The following is a 21,964-nucleotide window of genomic DNA, read 5'->3' on the forward strand; positions in this document are numbered from 1 at the left end:
AGTTTAAAAGAATGACCCATCGGTGGTGCAGGCGCTCCCGGCCAGGCCAAAATCAGGCTGGAACGGGGTGGGCACAGATTTGAGCCCTAAACCCGGTCTCAAATACTGGCCTTTATCTAAGCCGGCCCAAACCGCCGACTAAGATAAATCTCACCCCTGAGCCATTTTGGCCTGGCCGTCCGCTGACAAGGGTGTCAGTGGCAACCATTGCCCGACTTTTTAAGGATCATTGACAGCGCTGGCGACTCGTCAGCACTTAAACGCCGTCACGCCATCGTCCCGGAGTCACTGACCACAGTCGGGTGGGCTTGTCTCAATCGAACGGGTTAGTCGACCCGCTTGATCGGTGCAAAGGCAGCCAGAAGCCGTTTGACACCCTGTTCTGGGAAGGCGATGTCGAGTTCGGCGTCCTCGCCGGTCCCGTTGACCTTGACGACGGTCCCGACACCCCACTTCTTGTGGCTAGCCTTGTCGCCAACCGTCCAGCTCACCTTGCCAGCACCGGTCCCGGTGTCGGTCGTGATCCGGCCGGTCTTCCCGTGGTATGGGTTGGCAACGGCGCTGGCCGTCCGGCGGGCAAACGGCACGTCCTTGCGTTGCGGTTGCAGACCGCTGGTGCTTTCGCTGTAGTCCTTGTGCAGCAGCTCCGGCGCGATTTCCGTAATGAACCGCGATTCGGGGTTGTTCTGCCGCCGACCGTACAGCATCCGCGAGTAGGCGTTGGTCAGGTACAGCTTCTCCTGGGCCCGGGTGATCCCCACGTAGGCCAGGCGCCGCTCTTCTTCCAGTTGGTCCTCTTCGAGCATCGCCCGCGATAACGGGAAGATGCCCTCTTCCAGACCCATCAGGAAGATGACCGGGAACTCCAACCCCTTGGCGGCGTGAAGCGTCATCAGCGTGACCTCGGCCGGCTCCTCGTCGACGTCGTCTTGAGCGGAAACCAGGGCCAAGTCGGCCAAGAATTCGACCAAGCGGTTGTCCTCATCGTCGTGGTCCTCCTGGTCCCAATCCGTGTCGAACTTCTGGGTCACGGAGAGGAATTCCTCGATGTTTTCGATCCGCGTCTCGTTTTCCAGGTTCTTGGTGTTCTTCAGGGCGTCGAGGTAGCCCGTCCGGTCCAAAATGTCGTTTGTGATGTCGGACACGCTGGCCGTCACGGCGTTTTCCTGGATGGCCTTGATGGTCCGGCCGAACTTGGCCATGGCGTTGCGGCTTCGGGAACTGATGTCGTTGGCTAAATCGACGTTTTGCGTCGCCTCCAGCTCGCTCCAGTCGTTCATGTCGGCGAAGTCCCGCAGCTTTTCGAGGCTGGTGTTCCCGATGCCCCGTTTAGGTTCATTGATGATCCGTTCCAGGCTCATCGAGTCGGCCGGGTTGGCGATCAGCGTCAGGTAGGCCAGGACGTCGCGAATTTCCTTGCGGTCGTAGAACTTGTGGCCCCCGACCATGGTGTACGGGATGTTGGCCTTGACCAGAGTTTCTTCAATCACCCGGGACTGGGCGTTGGTCCGGTACAGGATGGCGAAATCGCCGTAGTCGTGGTGGTTCTGCTCGCGTTCCTCTTGAATCTTCGCGACCACGTAATGGGCCTCGTCGTTTTCGTTTTGTCCGCGGTAATACGAGATCTTATCCCCCTCGGGGTTCTCGGTCCACAGGTCCTTCTTCTTCCGGTTAACGTTCTGTTGGATCACGTCGTTGGCGGCCTTCAGGATGGTCTTGGTCGACCGGTAGTTTTGTTCCAATAACGTGACGTGGGCGTCGGGATAGTCCTTTTCGAAGTTCAGGATGTTTTCCATGTTGGCACCCCGCCAGCCGTAGATACTTTGGTCCCCATCCCCGACGACGCACAGGTTGTCGTGCTTCTTGGCCAACATATTGACCAGCATGTACTGGGCATCGTTGGTATCTTGGTATTCATCGACGTGGATGTATTGGAACTTGTCCTGGTAGTAGCCCAGCACGCTGGCTTCCTGCTTGAACAGCTTGATGGTCAGCATGATCAGGTCGTCGAAGTCCATCGCCTGGTTGGCCTGCAGGGCCCGCTGGTAGCTGTCGTACACCTGTGCAACGGTCGTTTCAAACGGGTTGCCCGCCTCCTCGGCCATCATCGCGGGTGTCTGCAGCGCGTTCTTGGCGTTGGAAATGGCGCCTAACACGGAACGCGGGTCGTACTTCTTGGGGTCCAGGTTCTGGTCCTGCAAGACCCGCTTGATCAGCGTCCGTTGTTCACCGGTATCGGCAATCGTAAAGGCCCGGTTGTAGCCGAGCTTGTCGGCGTCGCGCCGCAAGATCCGCACGCACAACGCGTGGAACGTGGAGACCCAGACGTCGTTGCCGTCGGGGCCCAAGAGCTTGGCGACCCGTTCGCGCATTTCCTTGGCAGCCTTGTTGGTAAAGGTGATCGCCAAGATGTGCCACGGTAAAACGTGGTTGTGTTCGATCAGATAGGCGACCCGGTGCGTCAGCACCCGGGTCTTGCCACTGCCGGCCCCCGCGAGGACCAGTAAGGGCCCCTCCGTTTGAAGGACGGCCTCCGTTTGTTTGTCATTCATGCCCGTTAATAATTCTTCTCCTGCCACCGTGAACACAATCCTCTCTGTCATTAGTCCTGACCATTATACCAAAGAAACATACGTTCTGCTGGGCTGACGGGGGAATTTAATCGAAATTTTCCGGTCCCGCGTCCGCCGGCAACACCATCGTCAAGACCGGGTACGGTTGCCCCTGCTCATCCACCGCGTGGCGTTCCGTGACGCGGAAACCCAGGTGCTCGTAAAAGCCGCGGGCCTGCGGATTTTGCTCATTGACCGTCAGGCTGGTCACCTGATACGCGACGATGCCGTGGGTCAGCAGCTGCCGGCCCAATCCCCGCCCCCGGACGGTCGGGTCCAGGAACAGCATCTCTAAATGGTGGTCGGCGACGCCCATGAAGCCGATTGGGCGTTGTTGGTCATCGACCGCCACGCACAGGTCGGGGACCTGGGTCAGCGCGGTCGGGACGTACGCTTGAATGGCGGTGACCTCCGCCGGTGACAAAAAGGTGTGGGTCGCCCGTACCGCGGCCGCCCAGATGGTCACCAATTGTGCCACCAGGGCGGGGGTACGGGGCGGGTTATCATGTAGTTGCATATTCAGGCCTCCATAAACGAAAAACTGATGCCCACCGGATCCCGGTCAAGCATCAGTTTCGTGGTTAATTTTCTGTAGGATGGGACTCGTCAGCCGGTCCCTCGTCGGACCAGATGCCCGTGTCGTCCAACTGATCCAGGAGCGGCCGAATGGCGTCGCCCTGGACCGCGATGTGGCCAACCACGGTGTCGTCATCAGCGTGGCGGTTGTGGTAGAACGTAAAGTGCCAGTTCGGCTTGATCTGCCACTGCGTCCGGATCGCGGCGACCTGCCGCTGGGTGAAGGCCACCGTGACGGCCGGCGTCAGGATCTTCGGCGTCGCCAGTGGCAAGCCGGCGATGGCCCGCAGGTGTTCCGAGAACTCGTCGACCGTCGCCGCGTCCGCGAAGACGTAGCCGTTCTCACTCGGTGCCGGCACGATCTTCTTCACGTAGATAGCGCCGCTCTTGGTCAGGTAGAAACCGACCTCGAAGACCCCGACGTAGTTGACGTGCTTGCCGACCTCGCCCGCGATGCGTTGGAGCTCGCTGGTCACGGCCGGGTCCACGTCGGCGGGCACCCAGGTCTTAAACGGCTCGTCGTTGATCGACTGGGCCTCGGTAATCGGAAAAAGCTGTTGGTTACCGTCCTGGTCGCGCGCCACAATCAGGGAGTACTCCCGGTCGTAGTCGATCTGCGACTCCAGGATGTAGGTCCCCCAGTCCAGCAGGCCGGCCGCCTTGGCAATGTCGGTCTGCGTGCGGATGACCAGCTCGCGGCCCTTGGACCATTCCTTTTGGATGGGCTTCAAGACGCACGGGTAGCCGATGGAGTTGACGGATTGGTACACGTCGTCCAGGTCGATGATGGTGGCGTACGGCGCGATGTTGACGTTCAGTTGTTCGAAGAATGCCCGCTCCAGCAACCGGTCCTGCATCATTTCCAGCAGGTCGCTACCCTGCGGCACCCGCGTGTACTGCATCAAAAACTTGACCACGCCGGTGCTGACGTGGGCGGAATCGTACACGATGGCCGCACAGCTTTCGGCAAAGTGCTGGAGCTTGGCCTTGTCCTTGCCGTCCCCGACCGCTTTAAAGTCGGCTAATTGCAACGCTTCACTGGTTTCGTCGGAGCCGTAAGCCCCCACGCGCAACCCCATTTTACGAGCGGTAGTGACCAGCATCGCGGCGTTCGCGCTGCTGCCGATCACCCCAATCGTATCGCCTGGATATAAGACCGTATTCGCCAAAATGACCCCCTACTTTCCGTTTAAATTTTTTATTCCTCGTTTAATTAAGCCTATGCTTCATCATTTATTTTAAGGTTTACCGTCCGAATAGACAAGCCGTCCGTTGGGTTAATCCTGCGCAAAGGTCACCGTGCCGTTCTCGAAGGCCGCGATGCTGGCCAGTGCGACCAACGGGACCCCGGCGTCGACCACTAACTGGTGGCCCTTCTGGAAGCGTTTCTCGATGACCACCCCGACACCCGCGACCTCGATCTGGGCGTCCCGGGCAATGTCGAACAATCCCTGGACGGCTTGACCATTCGCCAGGAAGTCGTCGATGATCAGGACCTTATCGTTCGGGTCCAGGAAGCGCCGGTCGATGGAGATGTCGTTGTTGACCTGCTTGGTGTACGAGTAGACCTTGGCGGTGTACAGGTGGTCGGTCAGCGTCAGACTCTTGTGCTTGCGGGCAAAGATCATCGGCACGCCCAGGTGCAGCGCGGTCATCACGGCCGGGGCAATCCCGGAGGACTCGACCGTCAGCACCTTGGTGATGCCGGCGTCGGCGAACTGCCGGGCGAACTCGGTGCCCAGCTGGTCCATCAGTTGCGGGTCAACCTGGTGGTTCAAGAAGTTATCTACCTTCAAAACGTTGCCTGGTAAGATCGTGCCATCTTGACGGATGCGGTCCTCTAAAATTTTCATGTTGTTCGTTAGCCTCCAATAATCTGCCTGTTCACTAGTTTATCCTCTATTCTACCCGACTTGGGCCGGAAAACACAACGCTCATCCCCCGAATTTTAGGAAGGTTTTAAGGTAGGAACACCCCCAGCCCTTCCGCCACTACCGTGGTCAGGGCCAGGATGCCCAGGTTGCGCACGGCCAGGATGAAGGTCTCCTTCTTGACCTGCACGGCAAACAGCCCGCGAACGTTGCGCGTGACCGGCACGATGCTGACCAGCGCCAGCAACGACCAGATTGGCAAATCACCGATCAAAACGCTGGCCACCAATGCTAGGTAACCGACGACGTAGAAGCCGGCAAAGAGCCATAACGCCCGGCGTTTGCCCAGGTAATACACGATGGTGGTCCGGTTCAGGGCGAGGTCCTCCTGGGCGTCACAGATGTTGTTGGCTAAGAGCAGCGCCGCGATGGCCATGACCGCCACCCCGGAGGCCAGCAGGACCCGGCCCCACAGCGCAAACGTCAGGGCGTGGGTCTGGTAGAGGTTCAGGTAGACCGTGATGGCCATGATCATGAACCCCATGGTGAAGCCGGCGAAAAACTCCCCGGTCGGCGTGCCGGACAACGGCTTGGGGCCACCGGCGTAGAGGTACCCGATCAAAAAGCAGAACAGCCCCATCAGGAGCAGTGGCCAGCCGGTGACCCAGACCAGGTATAGCCCGATGAGTGCGGCCACCACCGCGAAGCTGGCCATCAGGGCGAAGATACCGCGGACGTTCAAGTGGTGGACGCCGATGATGTTGGTGTGCTTTTTCCACTCGGCGGCCTGCGTATCGTCGGCCTTGGTGTAGTCCTGGTAGTTGTCGTTGATGTCGACGGCCATGTTGAACAGGAGCATGGCGATGAAGAACAGGGCGTTGAGCCCCCAGTTCAGGTGGTGAAAGTTGGCCGCTACGAAGATCAGACCCAGTAAAAACGGCCAAACGGATGCAATTTTGGCTTTAATCTCGACTAATTCTAAAAAAACCTTTAACGTCACGATGTTTTCCCCCATAATAATGTACAGAATTTGAATCGGCTTTGTTTGACAACGTTTTCGGTTGTCGGTAGAATTATTTTATTGCAGAACAACGAGGTGCAGCATGGATCGACAACTTTGGCGACAATTTCCACGGGTGGCTCCACAGCTCGACGACCTTCAGGGATACCTCCTGGACGCCGTGCAGCTGACGAACCAACCCATCCACCATAAAATATTAGCCTTATTACAATCCGGCGGCAAGCTCTTACGCCCCGGGTATTTCTATTTATTCGCTGAATTTGGCCGGGCAGCCACGGCGGCCCAGCTCCAAGCGGGCGCGGCGGCCCTGGAGATTCTCCACGTGGGGACGCTGATCCACGACGACGTCATCGACGAGTCCCCCACCCGGCGCGGGGTCCGGACCATCCAAATGAAGTACGGCCAACGCAACGCCATTTACGCCGGGGACTTCATGTTCACGGTCTACTTCGACCAGGTCCTGAAGTCGACCAGCGACATGGCGCTGATTCAGACGCACATCAACGCCATGCACAAGATCCTGACGGGGGAACTGGGACAGATGGCCCTGAACTACCGCGAGGACGCCAGCCTGGACGCTTACTTAAGCGAGGTGGCCGGCAAGACCGCCGAGCTGTTCGCGCTGAGCTGTTATCAGGGTGCGATGCTGAGCCAAGCGCCGGTTAGCGTGACCGAAAAGGCCCGCGAGATTGGCATCGCCATCGGGACGGCCTACCAGATGTTAGACGACATCCTGGACTACGCGGGCGACCCGCGGAAGACCAAGAAGCCGATTCTGGAGGACTTGCGTCAGGGCGTGTACTCGCTGCCGCTGTTGCTGGCGCTCCCCAAGGCACGGCGGGACTTTCACGCCTACCTGAAGAAGCAACACGACATGACCCCCGCCGACATCGACGCGGTCCGCGACCTAGTGCGCCAGCACGACGGCGTGCCCGCCGCGCGCCAGTTGGCGACCCAGTGGACCGACAAGGCACTGACGCTGATTGGCACCCTGCCAGACTCAAACACCCGTGAGGACTTGCTGCGGCTGACCAAGCTGTTGCTGGTGCGGGATCACTAAGCGGTTTTCGCCCATAGAGCCTTTACGTGATAAGGCCCCTTTGGACGAGCAATCATTATTGAACACAACCTTATTGGCCGATAATCCCGGAGCTTATAGGCGAAAGAAAAGCGGGCTCAGATTGTAAACATTACAATCTAGGTCCACTTTTCTTATATTTTTAATTTTATGGATAAGTTAAAAAAACGCTAAGTCCTTATAAAAACGATAACATTAGCATTAATTGCAAACAATACGATTCTTTAGCCATTCTTAATGAAACGGGTACAATTTGTAAGTTCACCTTTTCTATCATATCGCTGATATAACGGGCTTCTTAAGGGCAATTTAATTTTTATGAAACCGCTTTGTCATCTGTTTTTTACAGTTCTGTATCAAAAAAAGGACGGCCAGTGTGGTCGTCCTTTTCGGTTATCTTCATTGATGATGTTGTGCGTACTTCGCTTCCACCGTCGCCTTACTACCCTGCCACCACGCACGATGGTCCCGGTACCAGGCAATCGTTTGCCGCAGGCCCTGTTCGAAGTCCCGGTACTGTGGCCGCCAGCCCAATTCCGTCCGCAATTTAGTCGCATCGATGGCATACCGGCGGTCGTGGCCCGGCCGGTCACGAACCCAGTCGAAGGCGTCCGCCGGCTGATCCATCAATCGCAGGATCATCCCCAACACCTCACGATTACTATGCTCACCGTTCGCCCCAATCAGGTAGGTCTCACCCAGCGTCCCCCGGGTCAGAATGTCCCAGACCGCCCGCGAATGGTCCGCCGTGTAGATCCAGTCTCGCACGTTGGCGCCGCTACCGTACAGCTTCGGCCGCCGCCCACTCAGAATATTAGTAATCTGCCGCGGGATAAACTTCTCGACGTACTGGTACGGCCCGTAGTTGTTCGAGCAGTTGGAAATGGTCGCCCGCAGCCCAAACGACCGAACCCAGGCGCGCACCAGCATATCCGCGCTGGCCTTACTGGCCGAGTACGGACTACTGGGCTGATACGGTGACGTTGGCGTGAACTTCGCTTCATTATTTAAGGGTAAGTCCCCGTACACCTCATCGGTCGAGATTTGGTGGTAGCGGACCCCGTACTGGCGACAGGCCTGCAACAGGGTATAAGTTCCCACAATGTTGGTCTGGATAAACGGCGCCGGGTCGATCAGCGAATTATCGTTATGGCTTTCCGCCGCGTAGTGCACCACCGCATCCGTTTGCTGAACCAACCGGTCGACCAGTTGAGCATCACAGACATCCCCAACGACCAGGCGGACCCGTTCGGCCGGGAGTCCCGCCAAGTTGGCTCGGTTCCCCGCATAGGTCAGCTTATCCAGCACGGTCACGTGCACCGCCGGATGCGCTTGGACCACGTACCGGACAAAGTTCGAGCCAATGAAGCCAGCGCCCCCCGTCACCAATAATCGTTTCATCATTCGGCACCTCCATCATTTTTTCTTCTATTATACGCTCCCAAAACCACAAAACGGCCACCCCTAAGAGTGACCGTTACTTTCGCTAGTTTCCTTTACCGTCCCCGGTCCAAATCATACAGTGCCCGGAACCGCGCGTTGGTGCGGTAGAGCTCCTGGGGCGTGCCCTGCATGTCGAACTGGCCGTTTTCGATGAAGCGCACCTGGTTGACGTGCTGGATGCCCGCCAAGTGGTGGGTCACCCAGATAATCGTCTTGTCGTGCAACACGTCAAAGACCGTGTCCAGCAAGTGCTGCTCCGTAATCGGGTCCAGACTGACCGTCGGCTCATCCAAGATGATGATTGGCGCGTCCTGCAACAGGATGCGAGCCAGCGACAACCGCTGGCGCTCCCCACCGGAGAAGCGGCTGCCAGCCTCCTGCACCTGGGTATTGTACCCGTCCGGCAGGCTGCCAATCAGGTCGTCCAGTTCCACGGCCTTGATCACCCGGCGGACATCTTCATCCGTCGCCTTGAGGTTCCCCAGCCGCACGTTGTTCATCACCGTGGTATTAAATAGGTACGGTTGTTGGTCCAGCACCCCGAAAAGCTGCGCGCGCTGGTCCTGTAACCGCGCGACCGGCAAGTCGTTCAACGTGACCTGGCCGCTGGTCGGCTGCTCGTCGCCCAAGATCAGCTTCAACAGGGTACTCTTCCCCGTCCCACTCGGGCCCAGCAAGGCCAACTTTTCCCCCGGCTTGACCGTCAGCGACAGGTCGGAAATGACCTGCCGTTGCGCCCCGGCATAGGTGAAGTTCAGGTGGTCCACTCGCAGCGTGGCCGGCGTCTCAATCGTGGTCTGCTCCGCCGGTTCGGCCGGGGCATTTTCATCCAACCGGTTGACTCGCTGAATCGAGTCACGGTAGACCGGCCACTCGCTGACCCCCTGGCTCATGTTGGCGAACGGCTCGATCGTCGGGAACAGCGCCAACCCGAAGGCCGCGACCCAGTTGGCTTCCGCCTGATTATGGGTGAAGGTCACCCCGGCCCACCAGACGATCAGCACGATGGCCGCGCCGAAAATCAGCTGAATGGCGAAGTTGCGCCACCACTGAAAGTAGTGGTCGCTTCGCCGCAGCGTCGCAATCTGGTCGATGGGCTGGTCCTGGCGTTGCAAGAAGGCCTCGCGCCGCCCGGAAATCAGCCAGTCGCCCAAGCCCAGCACGGCATCGGTCAGCTGCGTGTAGAACCGCCGCTGGACCTGGCGCGCCTGGAACTCGCGTTTACCGTTGGCCGCCACCGACAGCAGGGGCATCACCAGCACGATGACCCCCAGCAACAGCAGCATCAGCAGCCCGAAGGCCCAGTTGAAGTAGCCGATGCCGATGACCACGAACAGGTACAGCAGCCAGCCGATGACCAGCGGGAAGACCGTCCGCAGGTACAGATTCTCGATGTGGTCGATGTCCTCGGCCAGGATACTCAGCACGTCCCCGGTCTGGTGCGTCTGGCGAATCGCCACCGCCTGCTTCTCCACGGACTGGTAGAGGCGTTTACGGAAGTCGGACACGATCCGCAGCACCCAGTTGTGGCTGGTCAGCCGTTCCGCGTACCGGAAGGCCGGCCGCCCAATCCCGAAGGCCCGGGCCAGTACGATGGGCACGTAGATCATCAGAATGTTAAACGGGTGGGTCGCCGCCCGGCTAATCAGGTAGCCGGAGTTGAACATCAGCGCCCCGCCGCAGAAGAACGTCATGAAGCCCAGGAACAGGACCAGTCCCAGTAGGCCCTTATACTTTCTCAGATAGGGCATGACCCAGTGGTCGTTTTCAAACGTCTTAAAGAATCCCTTCATCACGCTGGCGCCTCCCCTTCCATTTCGGACCGTAACCGCACGTAAGCCCCGTTCTTCGCCTGGAGCTCGGCCGGCGTCCCCTGCTCGACCAATTGCCCGTGGTCGAGGACCAGGATGTAGTCCATCTCGTTCATCCAGTGCAGCCGGTGGGTCGCGAAGAAGACCAAATGGTGGTCAAAGACCGGCAGCATGGCCTTCTTCAAATCAATTTCCGTTTCAATGTCCAGGTGCGCCGTGGGTTCGTCGAACAGCAGCACCTTCCGCGAATCGTCCAGAAAGGCCCGGGCCAACGCGATTCGTTGGGCCTGGCCCCCGCTGACGCCGCGGGCCCCCTCACCGATCTGGGTCGCCAGGCCGTCGGGCAGCGTGGCCACCCAGTCGGTCAGGCCGGCCCGGGCGACGGCCGCCGTCACGGCCTCGTCCGACGCGTCCGGCGTGTAGAAGGTCAGGTTCTCCCGCAGGCTCGCGTGGAACAGGTACGGTGCCTGGGGAATGTAGACGAAGCTGCGTTGCCAGGCCCGTTGGTCGAGGTGCGGCACCTGGGTCCCGCGGACGGTCACCTGGCCGGCCTGCGGGCTCAGGAACCCACTCAACAGATTGATCAGCGTCGACTTACCGGACCCCGAGGCCCCGATGATGCCGACCTTCTGGTAGCCGTGCACGTCAAAGCTGATGTCCTGTAAGGTCGCGTGGTCGGCCGTGTACCCCACGTTGACGTGTTGCAGGCGCAGGTCGTCGTTGGCCGTCCAGACCGGTTGGGTCGCCGGCAACAGTTCGCGGTCGGTGGGCGTCTTTCGTTGAAGGATGTCGAGCACCGCGGTCAACGCGTTCTTCCCATTTAAAGTGGCGTGGTAGTCGTTGGCAAAGTTGCGAATCGGCGCGAAGTAGTCCGGCGCCAGCGTCAGGATGATCAGCGCGGGCAACAGCTGAATCGTGTTGTCCATTAGGCCGAACCCCAGGAAGACCGCGATGATCGCGATGGACAGGGTCGTGAAGAAGTCCAGGGCAAACGTCGAGGTCATGGCAATCGTCAGGGTCGCCATGGTCTTTTTCCGGTAGTCCTCGCTGACCGCGTACACGTTGCCGGCATAGGCCTCGTTTAACCCCAGCTGCTTCAGCGTCGGTAGCCCACGCAGGGTATCGACGAAGTGGTTCGACAGCCGCTGGTAGCCCGCATACTGCCGGTCGGCCTTGGCCTGCGCCGCCAACCCCAGGATGATCATGAACAGGATGATCAGCGGGTAAATCGCTAGCAGAAACAGGGCTTCCTTCCATTGAATCAGTGCTATGTAGATCAGAATCAGCCACGGCGTGATCGCCAGGTCGAGCACCTTATCGATGATCATCATCAGGTATGTCTGAATCTTGTCGATGCCCTCCAGGCCCATGGTGACCACGTTCCCGGTCCCCTTCTGGGCGACCACGCTGGGCCCCAGGTCGAACAGTTTGGCCATGAACTGCTTGCGCAGGGTCTTGGTCGTGTTCTCGACGAACGGGTAGGTCAGCCAGTTCTTCGCCAGCGTCACCAGGTGCCGGCCCACAAAGGCCGCGGCGAAGACCAGCAGCGGTAACACGATGCCGCCCAGCGGTTGCATCTTCCAGAGATGGACGATGGCCACCGCCAGGTACCGGGCCTGCAGGATAATCAGGACGGCTTGCAGCAGGGTCAGAAGGCCCAACCCCACCGTCAGGCGCCGCACGCCCGGAAATTTAAAGACACGTTGATCAATCACAAAAAATCCCCCCAGTCACTGGTTACTTATCCTCATTATGATACTGCTTTCATTTGAAACTTGCGACTTTTTATCACGGCTGGCAGCCAGCGCTAACCGGTCGGCGCTGTCCCCCACCTACATCACCAACCTAAAAACCGGCCCACCGCGCGAGACGGCCGAGCCGGTTCCAGACAGAATTCAATTTACAAGGTTAGGCACTTTGCTTCGGTGACGCCAACCGCTTGTAGAAGACCCAGTAACTCCAGATGAAGTAGACCAGGACGATCGGCAAGATGGAGAACGTCAGAATCGTCATCAGGTGTAACGTGTACGGCGAGTTCGACGAATCCTTGATCAGCAAGCTGTACGCCGGATTGTTGGCGACCATGACCCGCGGGAACAACCCGTTGAAGATCAGGACGACCACGCTAATCAGCGACAAGCCACTGCCGACAAAGGACAGCCACTCGTGGTTGCCCAGCACGCCCCAGTAAGCCAACGCGGTCACGATGACTAGGAAGACCACGATCAGGGTCGTGGATAACGGCTTCTTGGTGAAGAAGTCGGTCGAGAAGTACAACAGGATGGCGAAGACGACTTCCCCGGCGAACAGGACGGGGTAGAGAATCCGGTTCCAGGCACGTGCCCGGTCCCGCAGACCGCCTTCCGTCTTCAACCGGATGAAGTTCAAGCCGTGGACCAGGCAGAGTACCGTCACGGCGACCCCACCCACGATGGAGAACAGGTTGACGTAGTCGGTAAAGTGGGCGGTCATATCGCCGTTTTTATCGATCGGCATCCCCTTGATCATGGCCGTGAACAGCATCCCGAACAGGAAGGCCGCCAGCCCAGAGCCGATGGTGCCGGCCCATTCCCAGAAGGTCTTCCAGGTCTGCGTCTGCATGTTCGCCCGGAATTCGAAGGAGACCCCCCGGAAGATCAGGCACGCCAGGATCAGGAACAGGACCAGGTAGAAGCCGGAGAACAGCGTCGCGTACCACATCGGGAAGGAGGCAAACATCGCCCCGCCGGCGGTGATCAGCCAAACTTCGTTGCCGTCCCAGTGCGGGCCGATGGTGCGAATCACGACGTCTCGTTCGGCGTCGTCCTTGGCAAAGCTCTTGATCAGCATGCCGACCCCGAAGTCGAACCCTTCAAGGAAGAAGAAGCCGCTGAACAAGACACCAATCAGAATAAACCAGAGTAATTGTAGGTTAGTCATGGTTGAACGCCCCCTTCGAGTAAGGATCAATCTCGGCATCGCTGGCCGAATAGCCGTCGGTGTTGTCCGCATCCGGACCCGCCTTTAACGTCCGGTGACTCAAGACGATCATCACCAGCCCCATGCCGGCGAACATCAAGAAGTAGACGATGTTCGACGTCAGCAGCGAGGCCACGGAGACGTTTGGTGAAACGGCGTCCGCGATGGTCAACAGCCCGTAGACGACCCACGGGTAACGCCCAAATTCGGTGATAAACCAGCCACAGGTGTTCACGATGAACGGCAGCCAGAGGCACAGCCCCATGATATACAGGAACCAGCGCTGATTCATAATCGCTTGGGACTTCTTACGGTTCATGAACAGCCCGACGATGGCCAGTAAGGCGAACAAGGCGCTCGCCCCGGACATGATCCGGAAGCTCCAGAATAATGTATTGGTTGGGACGTAGTAGTTGATGTCCTTACCGAACTTCTTATCGTACTTCGCGTGCAACTCCTTGTTGGCCTGGTTCATCCCTTCGACGGTCCCGGTCAATTTGTGATAACTTAATAAGTTCAAAACATACGGAATATCCACTGACCAGGTCGTCTTGTGGGCCTTGGTGTCGAAGCCGGCGATTGCCGTCCACTCACCCTTTTCAGTCGAGTTCTTGTAGAGCCCTTCCATGGCCCCGACCTTCATCGGCTGGTTGTTCAGCAGGTAACGCATCTGCGTGTCCCCACTGGCAATGGAGCCCAGGGAGAAAATCAACCCAATGACCAGCGCCACCTGTAAGGACTTACGGTAGAACGTGACGTGGTCCTTCTTGAGTAACCGCCAAGCGGCACAACCCGCGATGACAAAGGCAGCGGTTACAAACGACCCAAAAATGACGTGCGGAAATTCGTTCCACAGTTGTGGGTTGCCCACGATCGCCCCGAAGTCGACCATCTGCACGTGGCCGGTCTTCTGGTTGATGATGTACCCTAATGGGTTTTGCATAAAGCTGTTGGCCGCCAAAATCCAGAGGGCTGATAACGAAGACCCGAACATAACTAACCAAATAAACAACACGTGAACCCACTTGTTAAAGCGGTTCCAGGTGAACATCCACATCCCGATGAATGTGGATTCCATGAAGAACGCGGCCAACGCTTCGATGGCCAGTGGCGCCCCGAAGATGTCACCCATGAACCGTGAGTATTCCGACCAGTTCATCCCGAATTGGAACTCTTGGATGATCCCGGTCACGACCCCCACGGCAAAGCTGTACAGGAAAATCTTGCCCCAAAACTGCGCCATTTTCTTGTAGTCCTTGTCGCCCTTAATCGCATACATCGTTTCCATGACGGCAACGACGAAGGCCAACCCGATGGAAAACGGAACGAAGAAGAAATGAAACACGGTGGTCATTCCGAATTGGAATCGTGCTAAGCCTAGAATATCTAGACCAACATTGAGCATTGTTCTAACCTCCCCAAACGTTATGTGTGTGAATAAATAATTGCTAACCTGTCTTCATTATATCGACTGATAAGTAAAGATTCAATGATTCGCGCTGATTTATTGTCCAAAAGCTTATTTTTGTATCCGTTTCCGCTTATTTATGTTCGGTGAACTTCGTAACAGATTCGCAAAAGTGTGTCACTATTTTAACCACTAATTGGAACCGAATTCATCCGGAAGCCGCGAAAGAACGTGATAAAATAGAGATAGTCTTATCTAGCGTTTAAGGAGGGTCAATTTATGACTGAACGCATCTTAGCTTTACAAGCCTTAGAACCCGATCAGCTGGCCAAGTTACAGGCGGCCGACGTCGAGCTGGTCACCCGCGACACGTACCCAGCAGCGGGCCCCATCACCATCATCTACGGGTGGGACGCCCAACTCGGCCCAGCCGCCCTCAAGGATCCGCACAACCAGGTCCACTGGATCCAAACGCCCAGCGCGGGAATCGATTACCTGCCCCTCGACTGGATCAGTGAGCATCACGTCACGTTGACCACCGCCAGCGGGGTGTACTCACCGGCCATCGCCGAATCGACCATCGGCTACCTGCTCTACTTCCTGCGGGGCTTCAACGAGGCCATCAAGAACCAGGCCGGCCACTTCTGGCAACAACCCGAGCGGGACGACCTGCACAGCCTGGCCGCCCAAAAGGTGGTCATCTACGGGACCGGGAGCATCGGTCAAGCCATCGCCAAGCTGCTAAACGGCTTTGGCAACCAGCCATTTGGGGTCAACCGTACGGGGCATCCCGTGACCGGCTTCCAGCAAACGGTGAGCCTGGCGGATGACGCGCAGATTCTGCAGGATGCCGACATCGTGATCAACGACATGCCGGCGACTGCCGAGACCGTCCACTACTTCGACGCGGCGTACTTCAAGCGGCTGAACGGCCTGCGGATCTTCGTCAACGTCGGTCGGGGCAACGCGGTCGACGCCCAAGCGCTGATGGACGCCCTGCTCTACCAGGAGGTCATGCACGCGGCCTTAGACGTCTTCGAGACCGAGCCGCTACCCCGGGATTCCAAACTCTGGGACTACCCGAACGTGATCATCACGCCGCACCAGACCGGCTTCTCCGTGGCCAACCGGCGAGGCATCTTCAAGATTTTTGACCAGAATTTGACCAGCCTGTTAGCCGGCGAGCCCATCGCCGTCAACGTCGCTGATCCTAAACGGGGCTACTAAGCCCGAGTCCAACCAACCGTTCGCGGGGGTTGGGCTTTTTTGGTGAGCGCACTCAAGACTGGTCCTACGCCGAACTGGGCCGCCTCTGATTGTTAAGAATCCGGCGTTTCTAAGTAGCGGTCCGCCCCACCCCAACCAACTCCATGCTAGGCTAAAAGAACAAGGGGGAGGATTATTATGAAGCATAAAGTCATTGTCATGGGGACCACTTTTAGCCAACCGACGTTTAAAAAACGGGCACTGGCCATTATCACGCCTTTTGTGTCCAATCATTTAGTGCAGCAGATTCTCTGCATCAACTTAGATCCACAGCGGGCCGACCCCGACGAATGTTCCGTCGCCCTCTACTCGAAGGAGACCAACCAGCTGGCCATCCACGACTGCACGGGCGAGGAAGCGACCGAGCCGCTGGGCATCCTCAAGATGACCAACGCGGTCGAGGCCCTGGACGACACGGTCGACCCGGATTCCATTTTCTTACACCAATTCTAAGTCATCAGTTCGTTGGCGTTTTGGGGAACGCCAAACAGCCACCCTTTCCGTGCGGAGGGGTGGCTGCTTATTTTTAGCGTTGGCTTTCGATGATGTGGGGCTGGGCGATCCAGCGCGCGGACCCGTGGTGCGGCTTCAGTTGCAGGTAGGTCACCCGCCGGCCGTTGACCACGAGCTTGGCCTGCCGGACGATGCGCCACTGCTTGAGGGACCGTTTGCCGGTCGTGGTCAGGCGGTGCTTGAGGTGCACGTCGCGGTAGGTCGGCTTATGGCCCTTCGTGAAGACGTACCTCCCGTGCGAAACGCGCTTGACCGCCAGGACCCTGACCCGTTGCCGTGGACGGGGCTTGGCGCCCGGACGTGCCGGTTGTGGCTGGGCCGGCTGCGTGACTGGTGGGAACGGGGTTGGTAGTAAGGGTTGCGGTTGCGGTTGCGGTTGCGGTTGCGGTTGCGGTTGCGGCTCACCCGGCATTTCGGGGTCCGGACCAGGAACCACGTCCGGCTTATCCCCTGTCTCCGGTTTCTCAGTACTTCCTGGATTAGGAGTGGGTACTTCGGGTACTTCGGGTACTTCGGGTACTTCAGGCTTTTCTTCTTCCGTGTCAGCTTCATTGGCTGCTGTCGTATAAGGCGTTTGCTTTCCATCCGCCGAAATAAGGTACTTGGATCGTAAGGCCTCTTGCATCTCTAAATTAATACCTAATCCATCTTGTATATACTTATCCATCAGCATTCGACTCGTTCCGATTCCCAGCAAGTAATCTTGAAGTTGTCCTGCAGTTGCCACCTGGGCACCGGTCATACCTAAGTAAAAGTTATCTATTTTTGCTTGCCCGTCTATTCCCAGCACAGTCATCACCAAATATGCGGCTACTCCGGTAGCTTCTTCACCTTTGGTATCATGGAAAAGGGTCGCCCCTTTCTGTTCGGCCAACCCTTTCAAAAATCGCGAGTATGCCTGTTTAACTAACTCATTTCGAGCATAATAGGAAAAAGAAAAGTTCTCCTCAGAGTCAGAATATTGAATTTTCTCCTGTTTGTAGCTTGCACCAGGAATTAGCCTTAGATCCTTACCAAAATGACGAAAGTCGACAACTACTCTTACGTCATACTTATCACGTAGCATTTCCCCATCCTCTAGAGATAGATCATCAAGTTGCATTGACCGTATCAAGTGATTCTCTCGGATTTTCCACCTGCCATTTGCTGTCGTATAACCGCCCAAATCAAAGGCATTGCTTAGATATCTAGACGTCGCTTTTTTTCCCTGAAATTTAATATTTTGCCTTGGCTGTATCCCAGCTGTAGGCTCTTTAATCTGCACTCTAGATGCCTCAACCGATATAAGTGGTAGCGCTGTGCTCGTTAAGACGAGTGTCAAGGCTGCTTTAGCCGCCAGTCGTAAAAAGTGATGCTGCTTCATAAACTATAAACTCCCCCGATTAGTGTTTTTATAGTTTATCAGGGAGTATATCAATTGTCATCAATTTAATTGTGCTGGCGAGAGAGCTAAATTCACTAGTATATCGCTATTTACTGGGATTCCAGGCTACTCTTATCGTAAAATCTTGCGTCACCACTCAATGTTTCTACTTCAGAATATGCGCAGGAAAGTCTAGGAATTTGTTAACAGAGTAAATCAAAAAGCAATTAGGCCAACTATGAAATCACCCCCATATACGTGGGGAACACAATCTCGGAAAATAACGGTAAAATTCCCTTTGAGGATCACCCCCACATGCGTGGGGAATACGCCGTTAGCGAATATCGGTATTTTCGCGTATAGGGATCACCCCCACATGCGTGGGGAATACCCTGATTGAGCTTATCAATTAGTGTTGCTTCGAGGATCACCCCCACATGCGTGGGGAATACGATTTACCCGCGTCCATGCCTCGATGGCGGTTAGGATCACCCCCACATGCGTGGGGAATACTTTAAGCTGGTACTCCAGTTCAATGCCAATTTGGGATCACCCCCACATGCGTGGGGAATACACTAAACAAATCCCGCTATATCAACCTTTTCAAAATCAAAGATTCCCGTTTTTTATTAACTTGGTTCCCATTAAACAAATCATACGCCTCTCTCCATCGGCTACCAAGGGCAACGTCTCCCACCAGAAGAATCCACTCAAGCAACACAAAAATATCTTTTCTAGACTGATTCCCCTGCAATTCCATGCCTAGCAAAAACACATTCTTCATTCAATATATTTTTGTTTATCGCTATGAGTAGGTGAAAAAAATTCCCTGAGGCTTGATTTTTATCAAGTCCCAGGGGATTTTGCGCTTTTCACTAATCCGTTAATCGGTACTCACAAAACTTCTGATAATCTGCTTGAACCTGGTCCGTGTACGCCCAGGCGAACTTCGCCAGCTCACTGTCGAGCGTCTTGCCGCTACCGCCGATGTAGCCCCGGATAATGGCCGCAGTCGGGCTCTGTGAGTGAGCCATGGCCAGCGTCCACGCACAGGTCGCCGCGTAGGTCTGGAACTGGTCCCAGTCCAGCTGCGCCAGGTTGACAGACTCCTTCATGTCCCGGAATTGCCGGACGTAGAAGCTCCGCTCGTGGCCCGCGAAGTAGCCCAGAAACGCATCCGACGCCGACTGCAGAATCTTCTGCGAGTCCACGATCCGTTGCCCTTCCGACTGCTCGAAGTCCGCCGTGATGCGGGTACTCTTCTGACTCCCCCGTCGCCGGGTCGGCAGGGCTTCCTTGACCTGTAAGACCAGGTGCGAACCGTCAATGGCCGTCAGCAGGATCAGGTAGCACCGCGACCCAAAGCTCCCGACCCCGACACTGTGCCGCACCACATCCGTGATGTGGTACTGCGACAGCAACAAATTGACGTCCGGCCGCAACGTCTGCCGGTATGCCGCGAAGTAGTCGTTCACGTGGGTCGTGAAGTCGTCGTCCACGTGGGTCGTACGCGGCGCGTTCTCCCGGAAGCACAGCCCACCCCGGATATCGAGCGTGGTAAACTTGCGCACGACCTGCTCCGAATCGCGTTTATTCGCGTGATTGATCAGGTTCATCAGGAGTTTGGAGCTGTCCTCGTCCAGCGCGCTGGCCTTAATGATCTTCTCCACGTCGTTGGCCGGGTAGAACCGGCTCAGCGTGGTCTGATCGAACATCCACTTCATGCCCTTGCGGTAGCTAGCCGCCACCGCGGGCAAGAACTCTTTCAACTTTTTCTCTTTAAACTGGTTGGCTTGGCCCGCCAAAATCACGCTGACCAGCAACCGTTTCAGGTCCCACTCCCAGGGGTTGATACCCGCTTCATCGAAGTCGTTCAGGTCGAACAGCAGCCGTCGCTCCGGTGACGCGTAAAAACCGAAGTTACCGATGTGGGCGTCCCCACAGGTAAACGTCAGGATCCGCGTGTTCGGCTGGGTATCCAGGTCGGCCTCCATCAGTTCGGCCGTTCCCCGGAAAAAGGCGAAGGCCGAGGCCCCCATCAACCGTGTCCGTTCCGGCAATAACTCCGGAATCAGCAGTTGGCGAACCTGGTCCATCATGACCGTGCTATCCCGTCCAGTCGGGGTAAACTGCCCCAATTCTTCGAAGGGCACCTTGGCCCGCGCGGCCTTGCCCATCTCGCGGAGCTCCGCGACCGTTTTATTCACCTGGACCTGTCCTGTACTGAATTTTGCTGGCGTCATCACGCCACCTCCCGTTGTTCATTCCTTTTTATTTTACTCCTCTACCGACCCAGAATAACGGAAAATGTTTGCCACATTTGTTTGTCGTCATTTATTTATTAGATTTAAATTTAATTATCATTAAATATATTTCATATATTAATCAATTCGCATTATCTCTCCATAAATCTGCTAATATAAAGGTTGTAAGCATTTACATATTGGAAGGTGGTTTTGCTGTATGAAAGTTCAATTCTCTCTTAAATGGCTGCTCGGGCTACTCATGCTCGTTATCGGTTTTATCATAATCAGTCCCCTCAGCGCTCAGGCTACTGGTTTTCAAGCCGACGCACACACGATTCGGGTGCCGTTGCCGGATGGTTCAACCATCTCAGTCCCTAAAACAGATACTTCTCCAGAGACAATACCGCTTTATAAAAGCGACGGAACTAAGACCTCGTTTGAACTTGCTGCAAATGGCTCCTTTGCAACTGATACGACTCTAATCAATCTAAATACTGAAAAGGTCTACTACCGCGTTGCCGTGGCTGACTACGTGATCAGTACCGATGTTCAGCTCAACGTTGCCAATAGTTCCACCAGCGTTGAACTAGCCGTTCATTACGTTGATACCGAAAATCACAGCCTCAAGCCCACACAGACTTTCTCCGTGGACGAAGATCAAGTTGACGACTTCATCGCCGGGCTGACATCCGGTACCCCGGACGTCGCCATCGATGGGTACCAGTTACGCGATACCAAGAGTGGCACTAATGAAGTCACCTTCATTTACCAACCCGATCAGACCTCGGTCACCTTCAAGTACGTCGACACTGCGGGTCACTCACTCTCCGCGAATAAGGCCCTTAGCGGCAAGCCCGGCAGCGCCTACACCATCCCGGACCCAGCTGGGAACGCCGACCTAAAAGGTTACGACCTCAAGGAAATCCAAGGCGGCACCCCTTCCGGTACCTTCGACACCACGGATCAGACCTTTACCTACGTTTATCAAAAGACGCCTTCGCCGGTGACCCCCGTCGCCCCCACCACGCCCAGCGTGGTCGCCGCGCCCGTAACCGTGCGCTACCAGACAACAACGGGCACACAGCTGGCTCAAGACCAGGTCTTAACCGGGGACCTTGGCGCTCCTTACCAAACCACTCAAAAGGACTTCGCCCACTACCAGCTCGCTAAAATCATCGGCCAGCCAACCGGGCGCTTCACCTCGTCAGCGCAGGACGTCATCTACGTCTACGAACCAGCTCAGGGAACGGCCATTCGACCCTTCATGATCTACGCTAAACGGGGGCTGTACCACTACGCTTCCCCGACCTTTACCCGGGCACAGCGGTTATCCTTCGTCAAACAACAACCACGGGTCAAGGCGGCCACCTTTAAGGTCGTGGACACCGCGACCTCGACCACGGGGAAACTTCGCTACCGGCTTGCCGATGGGACTTATATCACGGCCAACCCGAATTTTGTGGCGAACCTCTACTGGCAGGGTACCCAGTACCGCCAGCTCCGCGTCACCAATCCCCAGGGCGCTTACCTCTATGCCACGACCCGTTTCTCGGCCCAAAGCCGCCGCACGCACCTCAAAAAAGGCAAGACCGTGACCGTCCGCCGCATCATCCACACTGGCATGACGACGCGGTACCAGCTCGCTTCCGGTCAATACATTACCGGGAACAAGCAGTGGGTGACTCCTTTTAAATAAACGACAAAAATCCTGACATCTCCCTTCCGTGGGACATATCAGGATTTTTTGGTTCTCTTTTTACACGAAAAGCCCCGGAACCAGCGTCCCGGGGCTTTTCGT

Annotated in this window: 16 protein-coding genes, 1 pseudogene and 1 CRISPR repeat array; of the genes and pseudogenes, 4 read left to right on the plus strand and 13 right to left on the minus strand. The window is 56.6% G+C overall.

Annotation, left to right across the window (positions count from 1 at the left end; genetic code table 11):
- Positions 1–326 precede the first annotated feature (326 nt).
- The 5 genes from pcrA to FD37_RS05940 all read right to left on the minus strand — a co-directional run bounded on the left by pcrA (position 327) and on the right by FD37_RS05940 (position 6,059).
- On the minus strand, positions 327–2,579 hold the full coding sequence (pcrA, locus tag FD37_RS05920; RefSeq protein ID WP_147007690.1) for a DNA helicase PcrA: 2,253 nt from the start codon (positions 2,577–2,579) through the stop codon (positions 327–329).
- A gap of 79 nt (positions 2,580–2,658) precedes the next feature.
- Positions 2,659–3,129 (minus strand): acetyltransferase, encoded by a 471-nt coding sequence (locus tag FD37_RS05925; RefSeq protein ID WP_056964168.1) that lies wholly within the window; start codon positions 3,127–3,129, stop codon positions 2,659–2,661.
- A 64-nt stretch (positions 3,130–3,193) separates the two neighbouring features.
- Entirely contained in the window at positions 3,194–4,357 is a 1,164-nt protein-coding gene (locus FD37_RS05930) for an ATP-grasp domain-containing protein (protein ID WP_045808438.1), read from the minus strand.
- 108 nt (positions 4,358–4,465) lie between these two features.
- Entirely contained in the window at positions 4,466–5,041 is a 576-nt protein-coding gene (locus FD37_RS05935) for a xanthine phosphoribosyltransferase (RefSeq protein WP_056964169.1), read from the minus strand.
- A 106-nt stretch (positions 5,042–5,147) separates the two neighbouring features.
- A complete protein-coding gene (locus FD37_RS05940) occupies positions 5,148–6,059 on the minus strand; it encodes a 1,4-dihydroxy-2-naphthoate polyprenyltransferase (protein WP_056964171.1) in 912 nt (303 codons plus the stop codon).
- A 103-nt stretch (positions 6,060–6,162) separates the two neighbouring features.
- On the opposite strand from FD37_RS05940, the gene FD37_RS05945 reads away from it, so the two are divergent.
- A complete protein-coding gene (locus tag FD37_RS05945) occupies positions 6,163–7,140 on the plus strand; it encodes a polyprenyl synthetase family protein (RefSeq protein WP_056964173.1) in 978 nt (325 codons plus the stop codon).
- A gap of 417 nt (positions 7,141–7,557) precedes the next feature.
- On the opposite strand, the gene rfbB is transcribed toward FD37_RS05945, so the two are convergent.
- From rfbB to FD37_RS05970, 5 genes are all read right to left on the minus strand, one after another.
- A complete protein-coding gene (gene rfbB, locus FD37_RS05950; RefSeq protein WP_056964175.1) occupies positions 7,558–8,559 on the minus strand; it encodes a dTDP-glucose 4,6-dehydratase in 1,002 nt (333 codons plus the stop codon).
- Between the two features lie 95 nt (positions 8,560–8,654).
- Positions 8,655–10,394: a thiol reductant ABC exporter subunit CydC gene (gene cydC / locus FD37_RS05955; RefSeq protein WP_056964177.1), complete on the minus strand. Its 1,740-nt coding sequence runs from the start codon at positions 10,392–10,394 to the stop codon at positions 8,655–8,657.
- Positions 10,394–12,127 (minus strand): thiol reductant ABC exporter subunit CydD, encoded by a 1,734-nt coding sequence (gene cydD / locus FD37_RS05960; protein ID WP_045808421.1) that lies wholly within the window; start codon positions 12,125–12,127, stop codon positions 10,394–10,396. Before cydD ends, cydC begins: the two co-directional genes overlap by 1 nt.
- 193 nt (positions 12,128–12,320) lie before the next feature.
- Entirely contained in the window at positions 12,321–13,331 is a 1,011-nt protein-coding gene (cydB, locus tag FD37_RS05965; RefSeq protein WP_045808420.1) for a cytochrome d ubiquinol oxidase subunit II, read from the minus strand.
- Complete coding sequence (locus tag FD37_RS05970) at positions 13,324–14,775, minus strand: cytochrome ubiquinol oxidase subunit I (protein WP_056964179.1); 1,452 nt, start codon at positions 14,773–14,775, stop codon at positions 13,324–13,326. Before FD37_RS05970 ends, cydB begins: the two co-directional genes overlap by 8 nt.
- A gap of 282 nt (positions 14,776–15,057) precedes the next feature.
- Between FD37_RS05970 and FD37_RS05975 the strand changes: the two genes are divergently transcribed.
- Entirely contained in the window at positions 15,058–16,005 is a 948-nt protein-coding gene (locus FD37_RS05975; RefSeq protein ID WP_056964182.1) for an NAD(P)-dependent oxidoreductase, read from the plus strand.
- Between the two features lie 177 nt (positions 16,006–16,182).
- Complete coding sequence (locus tag FD37_RS05980; protein ID WP_045808417.1) at positions 16,183–16,497, plus strand: hypothetical protein; 315 nt, start codon at positions 16,183–16,185, stop codon at positions 16,495–16,497.
- Positions 16,498–16,570: 73 nt separating this feature from the next.
- Here the strand turns inward: FD37_RS05980 and FD37_RS13155 are convergent, their stop codons facing one another.
- From FD37_RS13155 to FD37_RS05995, 3 genes and pseudogenes are all read right to left on the minus strand, one after another.
- Positions 16,571–17,224, minus strand: a complete 654-nt coding sequence (locus tag FD37_RS13155) for a hypothetical protein (RefSeq protein ID WP_225436305.1) — start codon at positions 17,222–17,224, stop codon at positions 16,571–16,573.
- A gap of 72 nt (positions 17,225–17,296) precedes the next feature.
- Positions 17,297–17,920 (minus strand): annotated as a pseudogene (locus FD37_RS13220) (tyrosine-protein phosphatase); the annotation flags it as partial.
- 241 nt (positions 17,921–18,161) lie between these two features.
- Positions 18,162–18,494: direct repeats of the CRISPR family, unit length 28 nt; unit sequence GGATCACCCCCACATGCGTGGGGAATAC.
- A gap of 301 nt (positions 18,495–18,795) precedes the next feature.
- On the minus strand, positions 18,796–20,163 hold the full coding sequence (locus FD37_RS05995; protein ID WP_056964187.1) for a DUF2252 domain-containing protein: 1,368 nt from the start codon (positions 20,161–20,163) through the stop codon (positions 18,796–18,798).
- A gap of 523 nt (positions 20,164–20,686) precedes the next feature.
- Here FD37_RS05995 and FD37_RS06000 point away from each other — a divergent pair.
- Entirely contained in the window at positions 20,687–21,862 is a 1,176-nt protein-coding gene (locus FD37_RS06000; RefSeq protein WP_056964189.1) for a MucBP domain-containing protein, read from the plus strand.
- Positions 21,863–21,964: the final 102 nt, after the last annotated feature.

It is taken from the genome of Levilactobacillus spicheri DSM 15429 (genome assembly GCF_001435095.1).
In the GTDB taxonomy this organism is placed as follows: Bacteria; Bacillota; Bacilli; order Lactobacillales; family Lactobacillaceae; genus Levilactobacillus; species Levilactobacillus spicheri.